17 protein-coding genes and 3 tRNA genes are annotated in these 18,782 nt (G+C 52.2%); 10 read left to right on the top strand and 10 right to left on the bottom strand.

Annotated features, from left to right (window positions below; all coding sequences use genetic code 11):
• Positions 1-20: 20 nt before the first annotated feature.
• Entirely contained in the window at positions 21-1,352 is a 1,332-nt protein-coding gene (gene argA / locus OGV38_RS16070) for an amino-acid N-acetyltransferase (RefSeq protein WP_047414370.1), read from the bottom strand.
• 235 nt (positions 1,353-1,587) lie between these two features.
• On the opposite strand from argA, the gene amiC reads away from it, so the two are divergent.
• Positions 1,588-2,841: an N-acetylmuramoyl-L-alanine amidase AmiC gene (amiC, locus tag OGV38_RS16075; RefSeq protein WP_016154266.1), complete on the top strand. Its 1,254-nt coding sequence runs from the start codon at positions 1,588-1,590 to the stop codon at positions 2,839-2,841.
• 74 nt (positions 2,842-2,915) lie between these two features.
• On the opposite strand, the gene OGV38_RS16080 is transcribed toward amiC, so the two are convergent.
• The 3 genes from OGV38_RS16080 to OGV38_RS16090 all read right to left on the bottom strand — a co-directional run bounded on the left by OGV38_RS16080 (position 2,916) and on the right by OGV38_RS16090 (position 3,214).
• Positions 2,916-2,992, bottom strand: a tRNA-Met gene (locus tag OGV38_RS16080).
• Positions 2,993-3,026: 34 nt separating this feature from the next.
• Positions 3,027-3,103 (bottom strand) — tRNA-Met (locus tag OGV38_RS16085).
• Between the two features lie 34 nt (positions 3,104-3,137).
• A tRNA-Met gene (locus OGV38_RS16090) sits at positions 3,138-3,214 on the bottom strand.
• Positions 3,215-3,419: 205 nt separating this feature from the next.
• Here OGV38_RS16090 and mltA point away from each other — a divergent pair.
• Together mltA and tcdA are read left to right on the top strand one after the other, a co-directional pair.
• Positions 3,420-4,517 carry a murein transglycosylase A gene (gene mltA / locus OGV38_RS16095; RefSeq protein ID WP_269518006.1) on the top strand — a complete coding sequence of 366 codons (1,098 nt, stop codon included), beginning with the start codon at positions 3,420-3,422 and terminating at the stop codon, positions 4,515-4,517.
• A gap of 39 nt (positions 4,518-4,556) precedes the next feature.
• Positions 4,557-5,363 (top strand): tRNA cyclic N6-threonylcarbamoyladenosine(37) synthase TcdA, encoded by an 807-nt coding sequence (tcdA, locus tag OGV38_RS16100; protein ID WP_019077596.1) that lies wholly within the window; start codon positions 4,557-4,559, stop codon positions 5,361-5,363.
• 47 nt (positions 5,364-5,410) lie between these two features.
• On the opposite strand, the gene csdE is transcribed toward tcdA, so the two are convergent.
• Positions 5,411-5,854 (bottom strand): cysteine desulfurase sulfur acceptor subunit CsdE, encoded by a 444-nt coding sequence (gene csdE, locus OGV38_RS16105; protein ID WP_047357912.1) that lies wholly within the window; start codon positions 5,852-5,854, stop codon positions 5,411-5,413.
• Positions 5,854-7,059, bottom strand: a complete 1,206-nt coding sequence (gene csdA / locus OGV38_RS16110; RefSeq protein ID WP_286474011.1) for a cysteine desulfurase CsdA — start codon at positions 7,057-7,059, stop codon at positions 5,854-5,856. Before csdA ends, csdE begins: the two co-directional genes overlap by 1 nt.
• 192 nt (positions 7,060-7,251) lie before the next feature.
• Here csdA and OGV38_RS16115 point away from each other — a divergent pair, with 192 nt between their 5' ends.
• The 4 genes from OGV38_RS16115 to rlmM all read left to right on the top strand — a co-directional run bounded on the left by OGV38_RS16115 (position 7,252) and on the right by rlmM (position 10,267).
• Positions 7,252-7,479, top strand: a complete 228-nt coding sequence (locus tag OGV38_RS16115) for a YgdI/YgdR family lipoprotein (protein WP_016154261.1) — start codon at positions 7,252-7,254, stop codon at positions 7,477-7,479.
• 363 nt (positions 7,480-7,842) lie between these two features.
• Entirely contained in the window at positions 7,843-8,760 is a 918-nt protein-coding gene (gene gcvA / locus OGV38_RS16120; protein ID WP_016154260.1) for a glycine cleavage system transcriptional regulator GcvA, read from the top strand.
• 18 nt (positions 8,761-8,778) lie between these two features.
• Positions 8,779-9,174 (top strand): DUF423 domain-containing protein, encoded by a 396-nt coding sequence (locus OGV38_RS16125; protein ID WP_003034037.1) that lies wholly within the window; start codon positions 8,779-8,781, stop codon positions 9,172-9,174.
• Positions 9,167-10,267, top strand: coding sequence for a 23S rRNA (cytidine(2498)-2'-O)-methyltransferase RlmM (gene rlmM / locus OGV38_RS16130; RefSeq protein ID WP_003034040.1), 1,101 nt, complete (start codon positions 9,167-9,169; stop codon positions 10,265-10,267). The genes OGV38_RS16125 and rlmM overlap by 8 nt, the downstream gene beginning before the upstream one ends.
• 35 nt (positions 10,268-10,302) lie before the next feature.
• Here rlmM and fucR read toward each other — a convergent pair whose 3' ends face one another.
• The 4 genes from fucR to fucI form a co-directional block, all read right to left on the bottom strand.
• Positions 10,303-11,031, bottom strand: a complete 729-nt coding sequence (gene fucR / locus OGV38_RS16135; RefSeq protein WP_019077594.1) for an L-fucose operon activator — start codon at positions 11,029-11,031, stop codon at positions 10,303-10,305.
• A gap of 57 nt (positions 11,032-11,088) precedes the next feature.
• Complete coding sequence (gene fucU, locus OGV38_RS16140) at positions 11,089-11,511, bottom strand: L-fucose mutarotase (RefSeq protein ID WP_019077593.1); 423 nt, start codon at positions 11,509-11,511, stop codon at positions 11,089-11,091.
• Position 11,512: 1 nt separating this feature from the next.
• Positions 11,513-12,931 carry an L-fuculokinase gene (gene fucK, locus OGV38_RS16145; RefSeq protein WP_269517996.1) on the bottom strand — a complete coding sequence of 473 codons (1,419 nt, stop codon included), beginning with the start codon at positions 12,929-12,931 and terminating at the stop codon, positions 11,513-11,515.
• Positions 12,932-13,030: 99 nt separating this feature from the next.
• Positions 13,031-14,806 carry an L-fucose isomerase gene (gene fucI, locus OGV38_RS16150; protein WP_286474016.1) on the bottom strand — a complete coding sequence of 592 codons (1,776 nt, stop codon included), beginning with the start codon at positions 14,804-14,806 and terminating at the stop codon, positions 13,031-13,033.
• Between the two features lie 463 nt (positions 14,807-15,269).
• On the opposite strand from fucI, the gene OGV38_RS16155 reads away from it, so the two are divergent.
• The 3 genes from OGV38_RS16155 (at position 15,270) to OGV38_RS16165 (ending at position 18,780) form a co-directional block, all read left to right on the top strand.
• Positions 15,270-16,769, top strand: a complete 1,500-nt coding sequence (locus OGV38_RS16155; RefSeq protein WP_046276142.1) for a sugar ABC transporter ATP-binding protein — start codon at positions 15,270-15,272, stop codon at positions 16,767-16,769.
• Positions 16,770-16,772: 3 nt separating this feature from the next.
• Complete coding sequence (locus OGV38_RS16160) at positions 16,773-17,756, top strand: ABC transporter permease (protein ID WP_003034055.1); 984 nt, start codon at positions 16,773-16,775, stop codon at positions 17,754-17,756.
• 73 nt (positions 17,757-17,829) lie between these two features.
• Complete coding sequence (locus tag OGV38_RS16165; protein WP_016157361.1) at positions 17,830-18,780, top strand: ABC transporter substrate-binding protein; 951 nt, start codon at positions 17,830-17,832, stop codon at positions 18,778-18,780.
• Positions 18,781-18,782 lie beyond the last annotated feature (2 nt).

Raw genomic sequence — 18,782 nt, forward strand, 5'->3', positions numbered from 1 at the left:
ACCGCATCCGGCAACGACCACTACCCCAAATCCGCCATCAGCACCTTTGACCGCCGCTGATAGTTGTACATCTCTTTCTTGCTTTCCGGCAGCAGGTCGATATCCACCGGCGTGAAACCACGTTCCTGGAACCAGTGAATGCTGCGCGTGGTCAGCACGAACAGCTTGCTCAGTCCCATTTGCCGGGCCTGCGCGGCGATCCGCTCCAGCAATACTTCCCCGCGCGATGAGCTACGGTAGTCCGGATGCACCGCCACGCACGCCATTTCGCCAATTCTCTCCTCCGGGAACGGGTACAGAGCGGCGCAGGCGATGGTCAGGTTATCGCGCTGAATAATCGTGAATTTGTCGATCTCCATTTCCAGTTGTTCGCGGGAGCGACGTACCAGAATGCCTTGCTGCTCCAGCGGGCGGATCAGCTCCAGAATCCCGCCGATATCGTTAATGGTAGCGCGGCGGATCTGCTCGGCGCTTTCCATTACGATCTGCGTACCGATCCCGTCACGGGAGAACAGTTCCTGCAGCAATGCGCCATCTTCCTGATAGCTGATCAGATGGCAGCGCCGTACCCCACTGCGACAGGCTTTCACTGCCCCGCGCAGGAAGCGCACTGTGCCGGAGCTGTAATCGCCTTTATCTTCCTGCAACTCAACGCGCGCCTGGGCTTCGTTAGGAAACAGCTCGGAAATAATATCGCCATCATCGTTGGTGACGCCCTGAGAGGAGCAAAAGCCGATCATTTTCTCTGCCTTCAGTTTGATAGCCAACTGCGTGGCGACCTCTTCTGAAGTCAGGTTAAAGCTCTCTCCAGTGACGGAAACGGCGACCGGGCCCATCAGCACAATCGCGCCACTGTCTAACTGCCGGTGAATGGCATCTTCATCAATACGACGAATACGTCCGCTATGGCAGTAATCCACGCCGTCATCAACGCCCAGCGGCTGGGAGATAATAAAATTACCGCTGACCACATTGATGTGCGCCCCCTGCAATGGCGTATTATTCAGGCTCATTGACAGGCGGGCGGTAATATCAAGCTGAAGTAACCCTGCCGCCTGTTTGACCAGCTCCAGGGTTTTAGCGTCGGTAACGCGCGTATTCTTGTGGTACACCGGTTCATGATGATGTGCCGCAAGATTGGCATCAATCTGCGGTCGTGCGCCATAGACCACGACAAGGCGGATGCCGAGGCTATGAAGAAGGCCAATGTCATTGACGATACTGGAAAAGTTTTCATGCTCGATGGCTTCGCCGCCCAGCATAATGACAAACGTCTTTCCCCGATGGGTATTGATATAGGGAACAGAATGGCGGAATCCCTGTACCAGTTCGGTTCTACGCTCCTTCACCACGGCACACCCTCATTGCATGATTATTCGTAATTTGTGTATTTTTATTCTGTTTTGACGCTGTGCGCAAGCGTAATTTTTACCCATGCCGAAGATTTTTCTCAGTAATGCCGTGAATATAAAAAGAATGTTTACCCTTTTATAGATGACAGATTATGCGTCATTCGCTAAAGTTTCCGGTCAATTCAGACGTTTTACGTATTACCTCAATAAAGATTTCTTTTTGCTCTGGAGAAGCATGTCGGGATCCAATTCAGCAATCAGTCGCCGCCGTTTACTGAAAGGTGCGGGTGCTATGTGGCTTTTGAGCGTCAGCCAGGTTGGTCTGGCTGCCATGAGTCAGGTCGTTGCCGTACGTGTCTGGCCAGCGTCCAGCTACACCCGCGTCACGGTAGAATCTAACCGTCTGCTGAAATACAAACAGTTTGCCCTGAGTAATCCTGAGCGTGTGGTTGTGGATATTGAAGGCGTTAATTTGAACTCGGTGCTCAAGGGCATGGGTGCGCAGATCCGTCCTGACGATCCGTATATTAAATCGGCGCGCGTCGGGCAGTTTGACCCACAGACCGTGCGGATGGTGTTCGAGCTGAAACAGAATGTGAAGCCGCAACTTTTTGCGCTGGCTCCGGTGGCAGGCTTTAAAGAACGTCTGGTGATGGATCTCTATCCTGCTAATGCCCAGGATGTTCAGGATCCGCTGCTGGCGTTGCTGGAAGAATACAACAAGGGCGATCTGGACAAACAGGTGCCGCCTGCGCAAAGTGGCCCGCAGCCGGGTAAAGCGGGGCGCGATCGTCCCATTGTCATTATGCTCGACCCAGGGCATGGCGGAGAGGACTCCGGTGCGGTGGGGAAATACAAGACGCGTGAAAAAGATGTGGTGCTGCAGATTGCCCGACGCCTGCGAGCCCTCATAGAGAAAGAGGGCAACATGAAGGTCTTTATGACGCGAAATGAAGATATCTTCATTCCGCTTAAAGTCCGCGTGGCGAAAGCGCAGAAGCAGCGTGCAGACCTGTTTGTCTCTATTCACGCCGATGCATTTACCAGTCGACAGCCCAGAGGTTCGTCGGTATTTGCGCTCTCCACCAAAGGGGCGACCAGCACCGCCGCGAAATATCTGGCGCAAACTCAGAACGCCTCGGATTTGATTGGCGGCGTCAGCAAGAGCGGCGATCGCTACGTCGACCATACCATGTTCGACATGGTGCAATCGCTGACCATCGCCGACAGCCTGAAGTTTGGTAAAGCGGTATTGAATAAGCTCGGTAAAGTCAACAATCTGCATAAGAACCAGGTTGAACAAGCCGGGTTTGCGGTACTTAAAGCGCCGGATATTCCGTCTATTCTGGTGGAAACCGCATTTATCAGTAACGTTGAGGAAGAGCGCAAGCTCAAAACTGCGACCTTCCAGCAGGAAGTTGCAGAGTCGATTCTGGCGGGGATCAAAGCCTACTTTGCCGATGGTGCGACGCTGGCGAGAAGGGGATAACAAAAAAGCGCTGAAAAGCGCTTTTTTTATGGACCACAGATACAAAAAAACACCCTTTAGGGTGTTTATAATGTTGGTTGCGGGGGCCGGATTTGAACCGACGACCTTCGGGTTATGAGCCCGACGAGCTACCAGGCTGCTCCACCCCGCGTCACCGTACTGCTTTATATTTTATCAAATTTGATTGGTTGCGGGGGCCGGATTTGAACCGACGACCTTCGGGTTATGAGCCCGACGAGCTACCAGGCTGCTCCACCCCGCGTCACCGTACTGCTTTTATTTCATCAAATTTTAATTGGTTGCGGGGGCCAGATTTGAACTGACGACCTTCGGGTTATGAGCCCGACGAGCTACCAAGCTGCTCCACCCCGCGTCCGTGGATGCGCACTATACTCTGCTCGCATTTTCATGCAACCCTTTTTTCACCTTGATCACGTTTTTAAGGTGAAAATGAACAAAAACAACGCATTCTGGATTGTTTTTTGCTCAAAATTTGCGTTCGGGTATGTATACGCATTTCATTAGGTTCGGGGGTTTGTTATCTTCGTCTCGCATTCAGGCAACATAAGACGAGAACAATGAAAGGACGTTGGGCAAAATATCTTCTTGCGGGAGCAGTCGTCGCGATGCTCGCCGCGTGTTCCTCAAAACCCACCGATCGTGGGCAGCAGTATAAAGACGGGAAATTTACCCAGCCTTTCTCACTGGTGAACCAGCCTGATGCGGTTGGCGCACCAATCAATGCCGGTGATTTCGCCGAGCAGGTTAATCAAATTCGCAGCGCTTCGCCACGTTTGTACGGCAACCAGAGCAACGTTTACAACGCTATCCAGCAGTGGTTACATGCGGGCGGTGATACGCGCAGTATGCGCCAGTTTGGTATTGATGCCTGGCAAATGGAAGGGGCGGACAACTACGGTAACGTCCAGTTTACCGGTTACTACACGCCGGTTATCCAGGCGCGCCATACGCGCCAGGGCGAGTTTCAGTATCCTATCTATCGCATGCCGCCAAAACGTGGGCGCTTACCAAGCCGTGCCGAGATCTACGCGGGCGCGCTGAGCGACAACTACATTCTGGCGTACAGCAACTCCCTAATGGATAACTTCATTATGGATGTGCAGGGTAGTGGTTACATCGATTTTGGCGATGGCAGTCCGCTTAACTTCTTTAGCTATTCCGGGAAAAACGGCCACGCCTATCGCAGCATCGGTAAGGTGCTTATCGACCGTGGCGAAGTGAAAAAAGAAGATATGTCGATGCAGGCTATTCGCCATTGGGGTGAAACGCACAGCGAAGCCGAAGTGCGTGAGCTGTTGGAGCAGAACCCATCATTTGTCTTCTTTAAACCGCAATCTTTTGCACCGGTCAAAGGGGCCAGCGCGGTACCGTTGATTGGCCGCGCATCTGTGGCTTCTGACCGCAGTATCATTCCGGCGGGCACAACATTGCTGGCGGAAGTCCCGTTACTGGACAATAACGGCAAGTTTACCGGCCAGTACGAACTGCGCCTGATGGTGGCGTTAGATGTGGGTGGCGCTATTAAAGGGCAACACTTCGATATCTATCAGGGCATTGGTGCTGACGCCGGACACCGTGCGGGGTGGTATAATCACTACGGTCGCGTCTGGGTACTGAAAACAGCGCCGGGTACGGGTAACGTGTTCAGCGGTTAATAGCCGGATGGCGCTCGATATTAATGAATTTGAGGTGTTATGTCTGTGGTTATCAGTGATGCCTGGCGCCAGCGTTTTGGCGGTACGGCGCGTCTGTATGGCGAAAATGCGCTGCAGTTGTTTGCCCAATCGCACGTTTGTGTGGTCGGGATTGGCGGGGTAGGGTCGTGGGCGGCGGAAGCGCTGGCGCGTACCGGTATTGGCGCCATCACGCTCATCGATATGGATGATGTGTGCGTCACCAATACTAACCGCCAGATCCATGCTCTGCGCGATAACGTAGGCCTGGCAAAAGCTGAAGTGATGGCTGAACGTATCCGCCAGATTAACCCGGAGTGCCGGGTGAACGTGGTCGATGATTTTGTCACGCCGGATAATGTTGCTGAGTATATGAGTGCGGGTTATTCGTATGTCATTGATGCTATTGATAGCGTGCGCCCAAAAGCGGCACTGATCGCCTGGTGTCGGCGTAACAAAATTCCGCTGGTGACCACCGGTGGTGCGGGAGGGCAGATCGACCCGACGCAGATACAGGTCGTTGATTTGGCAAAAACTATCCAGGATCCGCTGGCAGCCAAGCTACGCGAGCGACTGAAAAGCGATTTTGGCGTGGTGAAAAACAGCAAAGGCAAGCTGGGCGTGGACTGTGTGTTCTCGACCGAAGCGCTGGTTTACCCGCAGGCAGATGGCTCGGTATGTGCGATGAAGGCGACGGCGGAAGGGCCGAAGCGCATGGATTGCGCATCCGGTTTTGGCGCGGCCACTATGGTGACCGCCACCTTTGGCTTTGTTGCCGTCTCACACGCGCTGAAGAAGATGATGGCGAAAGCGGCGCGCCAGAGTTGAGTGTGTTGTGCCGGATAAGACGCGTTCGCGTCGCCATCCGGCAACCATCAAACCTGTCGGGCAGCCTCAAGAATCGCCTCGTTCAGAGCATGCAGCCCCTGGGTACGCGAGGCGCTGAGCTGCGCGCGTAAACCTAGCTCGTCAAATAATGCCATAGGCGAATGCGCCAGTAACTCGGCTGCAGTTTTACCTTCGACCGCCGTGAGTAATACCGCCAGCAGCCCGCGTACAATGCGACCTTCGCTGTCGCCGAAGAAATGCAAAGTACCATTCTCATGAAGGGTATGCCCCAGCCAAACGCGGTTTTCGCAGCCCGCGATCTCTTTGGCCTGTGCCTTTAGCGAATCAGGAAGAGCTGGCAACTGCTTACCCAGCAGAATCAGCTGGCGATATTTATCTTCCCACTGGGTGAGCGAGGTAAAGGTATTGCGTAACGTCTCTTCCGTTACGGTTGTGCCAAACGGGTGTCCAGCGAACAGAGGGCTTGTCATTAATCCACCAATATTTCCAGCGCGCGGTCAATGGCTGCGACCAACGCATCTACATCACTTTGCGTATTATAAGGTGCAAATGAGGCGCGTAGCGTCCCGGATACGCCCAGTTCTGCCAGCAGCGGTTGCGCACAGTGTTGTCCTGCACGCAGTGCAATGCCATATTCGGCCAGCAGTGTCACCATGTCGCTGTGATGAACGCCTGCGAAATCAAAGGCTAACAGACTTGAGTCCTGGCAGCGGAAGGAGCGAAAGCCGGGGCGTTTCGCCAGCGCATCTTCTGCCAACGTCGCCAGACCCCGGCTCCAGTTTTCGGCCTGCACCACGTCAACGTCCGCCAGCCATTCGAGCGCCGCGCTTAGTCCGATAACGCCAGCAACGTTAGGCGTACCGGCCTCCAGCTTCCATGGAGCAGCCTGGGTGGTGAAACCGTCAAAACTGACTTCGCTAATCATTTTACCGCCACCGAGCCAGGTAGACATGGCATCCAGCAGTTCCGGTTTACCGTACAGCACGCCAATGCCGGTGGGGCCATACAGCTTGTGGCCCGAGAACGCATAGAAATCAATGTCTAATTGCTGTACGTCGGCGGGGAAATGGACAATCCCCTGGGCACCATCCACCATCACCACCATTCCAGCCGCATGGGCGAGCGTAATGGCGCGGGCTAAATCCGGGCAACCGCCGGTAACGTTCGACATCTGCCCAAGCGCCAGAATGCGGCTGCGTGGAGTGATGAGTTGCGCGAGGCTTTCAACGTCTGGCAATAAATGGGCATTAAGCGGCAGCCTGACGACCTTCGCCCCCGTTTGCTCCGCCACCATCAGCCAGGGCACGAGGTTGGCATGATGCTCTGCTGCGCTAACGATAATCTCATCACCCGGTTGTAAGCGCGGTCGCGCATAGCTTTGGGCAACCATGTTGATCGCTTCCGTCGTACCGCGGGTCCAGACGATTGTTTTGTCATCCGGCGCATTAATCAGGCTTGCGACTTTTTCCCGTGCGGCTTCATAGCGTGCGGTCAGGCGTTGTGCTTCGGCAAACTGGCTGCGGTGGACGTTCCCGGCGCTCAGGCTATAAAACTGATGGGTGGCCTCAATCACTGCCTGCGGCTTCAGTGCGGTAGCAGCGCTGTCGAGATAGACGCCAGCATCGTTGAGTGCGGGAAATTGCGCGCGAAACTGCGCGGGGTTAAAAGCGTTCATGGTATTCCTCAGTTCAGTAAACCGATCGTGGCGCAAAAAGGGCGCTGATACAAGGGGTGTGCTAACCATCGGAATACTCTGGATATCCTGGCAAAGTCCACGCAGTGTCTTATGCTATATACCGTTAGGCGAGCAATTTAGCCTGTTACGGAGTGTGTTTTTAATAGCATAAATCGCTTTAAGGAGAAAAAGATGAAAAAGACTGCCGCAATTATCTCTGCTTGTATGCTGACTTTTGCCCTGAGCGCCTGTTCTGGTTCGAATTACGTGATGCACACCAATGATGGTCGATCAATCGTATCTGATGGTAAGCCACAGACCGATAATGAAACGGGGATGATTTCGTATAAAGACGCTAACGGCAACAAACAGCAGATTAACCGTACCGATGTGAAAGAGATGGTAGAACTGGATAACTAACCGGTCGTCCATCGACTAAGAGTCGGACAAAAAAAAGCACCGCAATTTGGCGGTGCTACATTAATCACTATGGACAGACAGGGTAAATGTACAGGAAGTGAAAAAGGGTAGCCTTGCTACCATGGTCTGAATCGCAGACCAATTGCAAACACAACAACACAACATCACAACCGTAAGCCAAAAGCCCACCAGAACACGCATTCCGATAAAACTTTTCGTTCCGGCTTCAGGAAGTGCCGCCACTATAGGTATTTGCTGGTAGAACCTCAACGGACAATTTATAATGGCTCAGATAAAAAAAACTAATAGGTTACAACCTGTTGGTTAATTGTTAAATTCATTTAACATCAAAGCCTAAAAGTCATGTCAAAACGATTACCACCCCTAAATGCGTTGCGTGTTTTTGATGCTGCAGCGCGTCATTTAAGCTTTACTCGCGCAGCAGAAGAGCTTTTTGTGACGCAGGCCGCAGTAAGTCATCAAATCAAGTCACTTGAGGATTTCCTGGGGCTGAAGCTGTTTCGTCGACGCAATCGATCTTTGCTGTTAACGGAAGAAGGCCAAAGCTACTTTCTCGACATCAAAGAGATTTTTTCGCAATTAACCGACGCGACGCGTAAACTTCAGGCACGCAGTGCAAAAGGTGCGCTCACTGTGAGTTTATTGCCCAGTTTTGCAATCCAATGGATGGTTCCCAGACTCTCTAGCTTTAACTCAGCTTATCCGGGAATCGATGTCAGGATCCAGGCGGTGGACCGTCAGGAAGACAAACTGGCTGACGACGTTGATGTGGCGATTTTCTACGGACGTGGCAACTGGCCGGGTCTGCGTGTTGAAAAATTGTACGCAGAATATCTATTGCCGGTCTGCTCGCCGCTATTACTCACCGGTGATAAACCGCTAAAGACGCCCGAAGATCTGGCGAAACACACATTATTGCACGATGCGTCGCGCCGTGACTGGCAAGCCTATACGCGCCAGCTTGGCCTGAATCATATCAACGTACAGCAGGGACCCATCTTCAGCCATAGCGCCATGGTGCTCCAGGCTGCTATCCATGGACAGGGAATTGCGTTGGCTAATAACGTCATGGCGCAATCCGAAATAGAAGCCGGACGTCTGGTCTGTCCGTTTAATGATGTTCTGGTCAGCAAAAACGCATTTTATCTGGTTTGTCATGACAGTCAGGCAGAACTGGGTAAAATAGCCGCCTTCCGTCAGTGGATTCTGGCGAAAGCGGCCACGGAACAAGAAAAATTCCGCTTTCGTTATGAACAATAATTTACGTAGGGTATTCACATGACCAGCCGTTTTATGCTGATTTTTGCCGCCGTAAGTGGCTTTATCTTTGTGGCGTTGGGCGCCTTTGGGGCACATGTTCTGAGTAAAACCCTCGGTGTCGTTGAGATGGGGTGGATCCAGACTGGCCTCGAGTATCAGGCGTTCCATACGCTGGCTATATTTGGCCTGGCCGTCGCCATGCAGCGGCGCATTAGCATTTGGTTTTACTGGAGTAGCGTGTTTTTGGCATTAGGAACGGTGCTGTTTAGCGGCAGCCTGTATTGCCTCGCGCTCTCGCATTTACGCCTGTGGGCGTTTGTTACCCCCGTCGGCGGTTTCAGCTTCCTTGTGGGCTGGGCGCTGATGTTAGTGGGCGCTATTCGATTGAAACGTAAGGGCGTTAGCCATGAATAAGGTTGTATTGTTGTGTCGCCCAGGTTTTGAAAAAGAGTGCGCCGCAGAAATTACGGATAAAGCAGGACGCCGGGAAATCTTCGGTTTTGCCCGCGTGAAAGACAATGCGGGTTACGTCATCTTCGAATGCTATCAGCAGGACGATGCCGAAAAGTTAGTGAAAGAGTTGCCGTTTAGCTCGTTGATTTTTGCCCGTCAAATGTTTGTGGTGGGCGAACTGCTGCAATATTTACCGCCGGAAGACCGCATTACGCCGATTGTCGGCATGTTGCAGGGCGTGGTGGAGAAAGGCGGCGATCTGCGCGTTGAAGTTGCTGATACCAATGAAAGCAAAGAGTTGGTTAAATTTTGCCGTAAGTTTACCGTACCGCTGCGCGCGGCGCTGCGGGAAGCGGGTGTGCTGGCAAAGTATGAAACGCCAAAACGTCCGGTGGTTCATGTGTTCTTTATCGCACCAGGCTGTTGCTATACCGGCTATTCCTGGCCTGACAATAACTCCCCGTTCTACATGGGCATTCCGCGTCTGAAGTTCCCGGCCGATGCGCCGAGCCGTTCAACACTGAAGCTGGAAGAAGCGCTGCACGTGTTTATTCCTGCCGATGAGTGGGATGAACGTCTGGCTAACGGAATGTATGCGGTGGATTTAGGGGCATGCCCGGGCGGTTGGACCTATCAACTGGTTAAACGCAACATGTGGGTTTACTCCGTGGATAATGGTCCGATGGCGCAAAGCCTGATGGATACCGGACAAGTTACCTGGCTGCGCGAAGACGGATTTAAGTACCGGCCAAATCGCAATAACATTTCGTGGATGGTTTGCGACATGGTGGAAAAGCCCGCGAAGGTTGCCGCCCTGATGGCGCAATGGCTGGTCAACGGCTGGTGTCGAGAGACTATCTTCAACCTCAAGCTGCCGATGAAAAAACGCTACGAAGAGGTGTCGCAAAACCTGGCTTATATTCAGGCACAGCTTGACGAGCATGGCGTAAATGCCCAGATTCAGGCGCGTCAGCTGTATCATGACCGTGAAGAAGTCACTGTGCACGTCCGTCGCCTGTGGGCTGCTGTTGGTGGTCGTCGCGACGAGCGATAAGGTAAAATTGCAGGCCGGATGAAGGCGTAAATGTCTCATCCGGCCTGCATTGTTTCAATCAGCGGCGTATCTGAAATAATATGCGTCACATCATCCAGATGCCCAATCCGGGCCTCTCCCGAACGATTAAATTTACTTTTATCGATCAGCAATAATGACTGCGCTGCGCGCTTAAGCAGAATGGACTTGAAGTCGGCATTGGTCGCGTTAGAGTCCCAGAGTGCGCCGTCGCTGTCGATCCCTGCGCAGGAAAAAATAAACAGATCGATCTCGAGTGGTTTGAGCTGCGAGATGAGCGAGGGGTTAACATAGCAACCGTATTTACGCTCAAGGCGACCGCCGGAGCTGATTAGCTGAAGGTGTTCGCGTTTAGCCAATTCCTGGCAAATGGGCTGGCTGTTGGTAAAGACGTGAATGTTGATGTCCGGTAACTGTCGCGCCAGGTACCAGCACGTTGAGCTGGCGTCCAGGGCTATCACCATACCTTCTTCGATCCATGCCAGCGCTTCGCGGGCAATATTCGCTTTGTGGGCATAGTGGCTTTTGAGTCGCATATGAAACGGGTCGCCGCTGTCCTGATTTTCCCGATGAATCACTTTGGCCCGCCCGTGATTGCGCAGCACTTTTCCCTGGGCTTGTAGCTCGCTGAGATCGCGGCGGATGGTCTCTTTGCTGACCTTAAGTTGCAAAGCAAGGGTTTCGGTTGTCAGATTTTTGTGGTTGGTAAGCAGATCTACGATCGCCTGCTGGCGCGCCGCTTTCATGTTCTGATCCTCATCTTATGATGAATGCCCGTAGCTGACGGGCATTCAGACCAGAGATTACGGGGTTACTCCTTTTTTTAATAGAATATTCCCGTACTTTGCCCGCTCTCCAGTGATAACGATCGCAAACGCCTGTTGCGCGCGTTCATAGAAGGCATAGCGGTCAATACGCGTGATGTCCGGGCAGGGGGTTTGCAGTGAAAGCGCCTGACGATAGCGGGCCTCGACGTCAGGATCGAGGGCATCGCCTTCAACAGCCGCCATCATCACCAGCGGTGGGGCATAGCTGTCCAGTTCAAAGAGCGGAATAATCGCCTGTAGAAGGTCGCTGACCAATAGACCGTCGGCGCGGATAACCTGCGGTCCCATGCTGTGGGCCGGGAAGTGGGCATCGGAAAATATAATCTCATCGCCGTGCCCCATCTCAGCCAGCACCTTCAGCAGGTCGGGCGAAATTAAGGGAGATATTGTTTTGAGCATGTTACTCGACTCCTGTTAGTTCGGATTCGGTTTGCGGATAGAAGTAACGGTACTGGTAGCGTACCTGCCCGCGTGCCTGTTCCGGTGAGGCAAATTCCCCAATGCCCGACCACGCAAACATTGCGGCACCTGCCACGGTGGTTTCGGCGTCATCCAGCACTTTGACAGGTATCCCGAGAACATTCGCTTTGATCTGATTCCACAACGCGTTACGGCTTCCCCCACCAACCAATAGCAGTTCTGTGGCCTGGAAATGACCGATTTTTTCCAGCGTATGGAGGTTTCGCTGCAGCTGTTCTGTCAGTCCTTCCAGCGCGGCGCGATAAAAGTGCCCACGGGTGGTATTGAGCGTAACCCCTTGCCAGCCCGCATTCTGACAGGCCAGCAGGTCGCAGTGCATCTTCACACCTTCGGCGCCTGCCGGGATGGCCCTGGCTTCGTCAATCAGCGTCTGCCAGGGGGTGTCGGCAGTCCACAGCAGCTTACGCACCCACTCGAGTACACCGGAAGCCAGCCACTGCATGCCGGGGTTATTAAGTCCAGCCTGGCTATCCAGCTCACAAGTGGAACCCGCATATTGGCTGAGCTGGGAGGTATCCACCTGCGCACTGCGCACCATCAGAATTTCCCATGTGCCGGAAGAGAGCACCGGTTCATCTGGTTGGGCTCCAGCGCCAAATAGCGCAAACTGCGTGTCGTGGCCGGCAGAGATGACCGGAATTCCCGCCGTAAGCCCGAGCAGGCTGGCAGCCTCCGGTTGCAAAGCCCCAATCTTTTCGCCTGCTTCAACCAGGCGCGGGAACAGACGGCGCGGTATGCCCGTAGCATGCAAAATGTCATGACTAAAATCGCGCTGCCGGATGTCCAGCAACTGGCTGGTGCCCGCCATGGTGATATCTGTAGTGAACTCGCCGGTTAAACGGTGGTTGATAAGCGACGAGATAAACAACCAGGCGTGCGCCTGCTCCAGAAATTGCGGATGGTTTTCTTTCAGCCACACCAGTTTATACAGCGTGTTGAAGCTAAATGCGCCGACGCCGGAAATTTCCTGCAATTGCTGCGGTGATATGTAGCGGTGAATATTCTCCATCACCGCTGCGGTGCGTGGGCATTTCCAGCTAATCACCGGATACAGCTGCTTGCCGTTCTTATCAACCAGCGTGCCGTCTACGCCAAAAGTGGTGACGGCGATCCCGCGGACATGGCAGGCGGCCAGTTGCGTGCAGAGGCGCTGACAGCAATCGGCGAAGCGTTGCAGAATGGCCTCCAGCGACCATTGATGCCAGGTACTGTTTTCTGTTGCGATGTCACTGGCGTTCGGGGTTGCTGCGCGGGCGACAATCTTTCCCTGTCGGTCAACGGCGATAGCCCGCACGTTGGTCGCGCCACAGTCGAGAACCAGGATAACGTCTTGTTTCATAATCGCTCCCCAAACGTAGCCGGATGGCGCAGCGCTTACCCGGCCTACAAAATTCACTGCGCAGGCCCGGTAAGCTTGCGCCACCGGGCCAGAGTCGCATTAACGCTTATACAGCGGGCCGTAGTTCTGGCAGGCGCGATAATCCTGGCCTTCCATATCCATACCATGGGCTGCCCAGGCTGAAGGGCGGTAAATTTTTTCGTCTTCCACGTTGTGCATACAAACCGGGATACGCAGCATGGCGGCGAGCGTAATAAAGTCCGCGCCCACGTGACCAATCGTCAGTACGCCGTGGTTTGCGCCCCAGTTAGCCATGACGGAATAGACATCGCTGAACGGGCCTTTACCGGTTAAGCGCGGGGCAAACCAGGTGGTTGGCCAGGTGGAGTTGGTGCGCGCATCAAGCTGGTCGCGCATCTCTTTCGGCAATTCCACGCTCCAGCCTTCCGCGATTTGCAGCACCGGGCCCAGGCCTTTGATGATGTTGATGCGGGTCATGGTGAACGGCACGCCGCCCTCGGTCAGGAAGCGAGAAGAATAGCCGCCGCCGCGGAAGTATTCGTGAATAGCCGGACACCATTCGGTAGCAGCCAGGCAATCATCCGCCTCTTTCTGTGAGATTTCCCAGTGCGGCTTCATAGTCGGTTTCCCTTCGCCGTCGCGCTGTTTGCAGGAGCCATCCAGCGCTGCCGAGCCGGAGTTAATCAGGTGAATAATACCGTGCTCAGCAAGGCCGGTAAGCGGTTTACCCGTGACGCGTTCAACCGCCTCTGGCGACCAGTAGGTGCGCACATCGGCAAAGACCTGCGCTGTGCCGGTGAGTTGATGACCAAACAGCATCGCCACGCCGTTCAGGCTGTCGTTTTCGGTGGCGACAACGAACGGTTCGCGAATGCCGTTCCAGTCAAAGGAGCTGTTGAGCAGTGCTTCGGCGGTATCGCCATTCGGGTATTGATCGGTCCAGTGACGCTGGCCCTGGAAGCCTGCGGCAATCGCGTTGCACCCCAGCGACTCTTCAACCCGACCTTTGTCTGCCAGTTTCTGGTTACCCTGCATCATGTCGCGAATGCACATGGCCATCAGCAGGCTCTCTTTCAGCACCGCACGGCTCTGCTCTGCGTTACGCTTATATTGCTGTGCGTTCTGATCTTCACCGTAGCGGAAGTTTTTATCCGCCCACGCCAGCGCCATTTCCAGCTCAGCTTCGTCATAGATTTTTTGGTCGATGCGACGACGCAGTTCGGTCATATCAACGGGTTGAACCTTCATTCCCAGCCAGGATTCAAAGAAGTTATGATCGACAATCGAGCCGGCAATGCCCATTGAAACACCGCCTACGGACAGGTAGCTTTTGCCTTTCATACTGGCAACCGCCAGGTCCGCGCGGGCAAAGCGCAGCAATTTTTCTTCAACATCGGCAGGGATCGTGGTGTCACCGGCATCCTGTACGTCATGGCCGTAAATAGAGAAGGCGGGAAGCCCTTTTTGATTATGCGCAGCCAATGCTGCGGCCAGATAAACTGCGCCGGGACGTTCTGTTCCGTTAAAGCCCCAGATAGCTTTCGGACGCATCGGATCCATGTCGATGGTTTCGCTACCGTAGCACCAGCATGGGGTAACAGTAATCGTCACGCCTACGTTCAGGCTGCTGAATTTTTCTTCACAGGCGGCAGATTCAGCCATCCCGGCAATGCAAGTGTCGGCAATCACACATTCAATTTGTGCACCACAGGCGTGACGAAGTTTCTCTGTGATCAGCGCAGCAGTGGCTTTGGCCATATTCATGGTTTGCTCTTCGAGCGATTCACGAACACCCATACGGCGCCCATCAATCACCGGACGAATTCCAATTTTCGGTAAGCTATTTTTGTTCATTCGAGGTTCCTCATCTCACTTTATGCCGTGCTGCAAAAGCGGATGTTGAACACCACTGTCGCAGTTGGCTGAATAACCCATTTTTGCTAACTCGAGTTAGCTTAGGTATTAGAGAGTTTTTTGCACAACTTTTTTGTTGTGGAACTGTGAGAGGCTTCACGAGAAGTGGTTAAAATTCGATCTGCGTCAAATAAACCAGGACGGGTATTTTCAATAAATCCTTTTTAAATTAATTGGTTGTAATAAATTGTCTGTTCAGCGTCACAGTTTTAAACCAAATGATTTGGCTATTTTGAGTAGCTAAAATAGCTTTAAAAGGCACTTCGCTAACTCGAGTTAGCATAATTGATAAAACGCATATGAACTTATAGGTAGTATTCGCATTAACGGTGACGATGGCTTCCTGGCAACGTTTTGCGCCTGATTCACTGATTGCAGTTTCTGTATATTGAGGAAAGCAGCAATGTCTGAAACATTTTTACAGATGAGTCATATTACGAAACGTTTTCCCGGCGTATTAGCGTTGAGTAATGTGGATTTTGCTTTACGCAAAGGAGAGGTTCATGCGCTGCTGGGTGAGAATGGCGCAGGAAAGTCTACGTTGATGAAGATTTTATCCGGTGTTTATCAGCCTGATGAAGGGGATATTATTTTTGAGGGACAACCTGTTACTTTTGCGAATCCGTTGAGTGCACAAAGCGCAGGTATCACCATCATTCACCAGGAGTTTAACCTTTTCCCTGAACTCACGGTGGAAGAAAATATATTTATTGGCAGGGAGTTTTGCAAAAATAATCGCTGGCGTCTGGATGAAAAACAACAGCGACAGGCAGCTATCGATATTTTGCAAAAATTAAACCTGAATATCTCTCCAGAAACGCTGGTGGCCGATCTGACCGTCGCGCAACAACAAATGGTTGAGATTGCTAAAGCGATATCGGTGAATGCCAAGATTCTTATTATGGATGAACCGACGGCAGCGCTGACCGAAACGGAAATTGACAGCTTATTTCAGGTAACTCGTTTGCTGAAAGAACAGGGAACGGGCATTGTTTATATCTCGCACAGATTAGAGGAACTGGCGCTGATCGCCGATCGCGCGACGGTGATGCGGGATGGTCAGTTTATTGCCACTGTGGATTATGATGCGGTTAAAATTAGCGATCTGATTGCCATGATGGTTGGGCGCGATCTTGGCAATATCTATCCTCGCCGCGAACCTTTGGCTCAACGCAAACCGGTGTTGGAAGTAAGCGGTCTGACGCGCAATGGCGTATTAAACAATATTGATTTCACTCTGTATCAGGGCGAAATTTTGGGCTTCGCCGGTCTGATGGGGGCAGGACGTACTGAGCTGGCGCGGGCGATTTTTGGTGCGGATCCCATTGATGGCGGAACCCTCAAGCTGAACGGTAACGTGACGGTAATTAAAGATATTCCTGATGCTATCAAACAGGGTATCAGCTATTTAACCGAGGACAGGAAAAAAGAGGGGCTGGCATTAGGACTGTCCGTTGAGCGCAATATTATGTTGGGCAATTATCCTGAGTATTCCGATCGTTATGGCAACGTGGACAGCAAACGTTGTCAGAAAACCAGCGAAGAACAGGTGAAAGCCCTACGCATTAAAACACCACATTTAGAACAGGCTGCTCTGAATTTAAGTGGTGGTAATCAGCAGAAAATTATTATTGCCAGATGGGTGTGTAAAGACACCGATATTCTCATCTTTGATGAACCCACTCGCGGTATTGATGTGGGTGCCAAACTTGAAATTTATGAATTAATGAATCGACTGGTGGCAAAAGGGAAGTCAATTATCATGATCTCCTCTGAATTACCGGAAGTGCTGGGTATGTGCGATCGCATTTTAGTGATGCGTAATGGACGTATTACCGGGGAGTTAGCTTCTGATGACGCCACACAAGAAAAAATCATGCAATATGCGACGTTAGAGGACTAATTTATGACTATCTCTGTAACCTCTTCAGACAGCAATAATAAGAAAATAAAAATTAACAAAGAACTTTTAATGCGCCTTGCGCCGCTTTTGAGTCTGATTATTTTAGTAATATTTTTTAGCTTTGGTTCGCCATTTTTCTTTAACACTGAAAACATCATGACAATCGCTCTGCAAACTTCAGTGATTGGCATTATGGCGATTGGCGTTACCTTCGTCATTATCACGTCAGGAATCGACCTTTCTCTTGGCTCGGTGGTGGCCTTTTCGGGTGTTGCGGTAGGCATCAGCGCCACGCTGGGATTGCCTCTGCCCGTATGTATTCTGGCCGGGGTACTGGCCGGTGGATTATGCGGCTATATCAATGGTCTGCTGGTCACCAAAATGACTATCCCGCCTTTTATCGCCACGCTGGGCCTGATGATGTCCGTCAGAGGCATCAATATGGTGATGACAGATGGTCGTGCGATTTATTTCGCTGATTACCCCACCTTCAAAATGCTGGCCCAGGGACGTCTGTTCGATGTGTTGCCTTATCCCGTTTTTTACCTGGTGGTGGTGGCGCTAATCGCCGCCTACATCCTGAAGAAAACGGTGATTGGTCGCTATGTTTACGCTGTGGGTAGCAATGAGGTGGCCGCACACCTTTCCGGTATTAAAGTTCAACGCGTCAAAATTTTCGTCTACGCCTTTTGTGGTCTGCTGACCGGGATCGCCGGGGTTATTCTGGCCTCACGTTTGAACTCTGGTCAGCCAACGGTTGGCGTGGGTTATGAACTGGAAGCCATCGCGGCGGTTGTTATTGGCGGTACGAGCCTGATGGGAGGAATTGGCACCATCGGCGGGACTATCATCGGCGCATTCATTATGAGCGTGTTGAAAAACGGTCTGAACCTGATGGGGGTTTCCCAGTTCTGGCAAATGGTGGCCATGGGCGTGGTGGTCATTGCTGCGGTTTATCTCGATACATTACGCAAAAAAATTCGTTGATTTACGCTCCCGGAAGTCACGGGGCATCATAACCCTGACGTTTAGGGTGACTCACTCAGAACGGAGTAAAACAATGAGAACCAGGAATTTTGTCTATGCGTTATCCCTGCTGGCCTGTATGACATCCAGCGTATTGGCTAAAGATATGAACCTTCCGGTGGTCAGTAAAGGTTTCCAGCATGAATTCTGGCAAACCGTAAAAATGGGGACGGAAGCGGCAGCAAAAGAGTCGGGTGATAAAACCAGCTATGTTGGCCCGGCGGATGAAACTCAGATTGCCGAGCAGATTCAGCTAGTTGAAAACGCGATGGCGCAAAAACCCAATGGGCTATTGCTGGCAGCGTTAGATGCCAATGCGCTGGCGCCATTAGTTGAGACCGCAAATTCACGCGGCATTAAAGTTGTGACGTTTGACTCCGGCGTGAATTCCGATATTCCAGTGAGCTTTGTCGCCACGAATAACCGTAAAGCCGGTGCTGAAGCGGCGGATGCACTGGCAGCGGAAGTGGGCAGCAAAGGTAAAGTGGGCATTATTGCGCACGTAGCGGGGACCTCCTCAGCGATTGAGCGTTCGGAAGGGTTTATTGCCCGCATGAAGGAGAAATACCCGGAAATCCAGGTGCTACCGGTCCAGTACAGCGATGGCGATCCGCAAAAAGCGATGGATAAAACCATCGATATGATCCAGGCCAACCCTGATATTGCAGGGATTTATGGCACCAATGAAGGCTCAACGCTGGGCGTAGCAAACGCCATTGATAGTCAAAACCTGAAAGGCAAAGTGAAAGTGATTGGTTTTGATAGCACCGAGGCAATCATTGCTTTCCTGAAGTCTGGGGTCATTCAGGGCTTTGTCGTGCAGGACGCTTATCAGATTGGCTACCAGGGTATCAAGACACTAAATGCAGCGGTATCGGGTCAGTCTGTACCGAAAGAAATTGATATTCCGGTTAAATTCGTTAATGCGAAGAACATTGACACCCCGGAAATTGACAAGCTGTTACACCCATTCGGTAAAAAATAACA

It is taken from the genome of Citrobacter sp. Cb080, from assembly GCF_030334745.1.
Lineage (GTDB): Bacteria > Pseudomonadota > Gammaproteobacteria > Enterobacterales > Enterobacteriaceae > Citrobacter > Citrobacter braakii.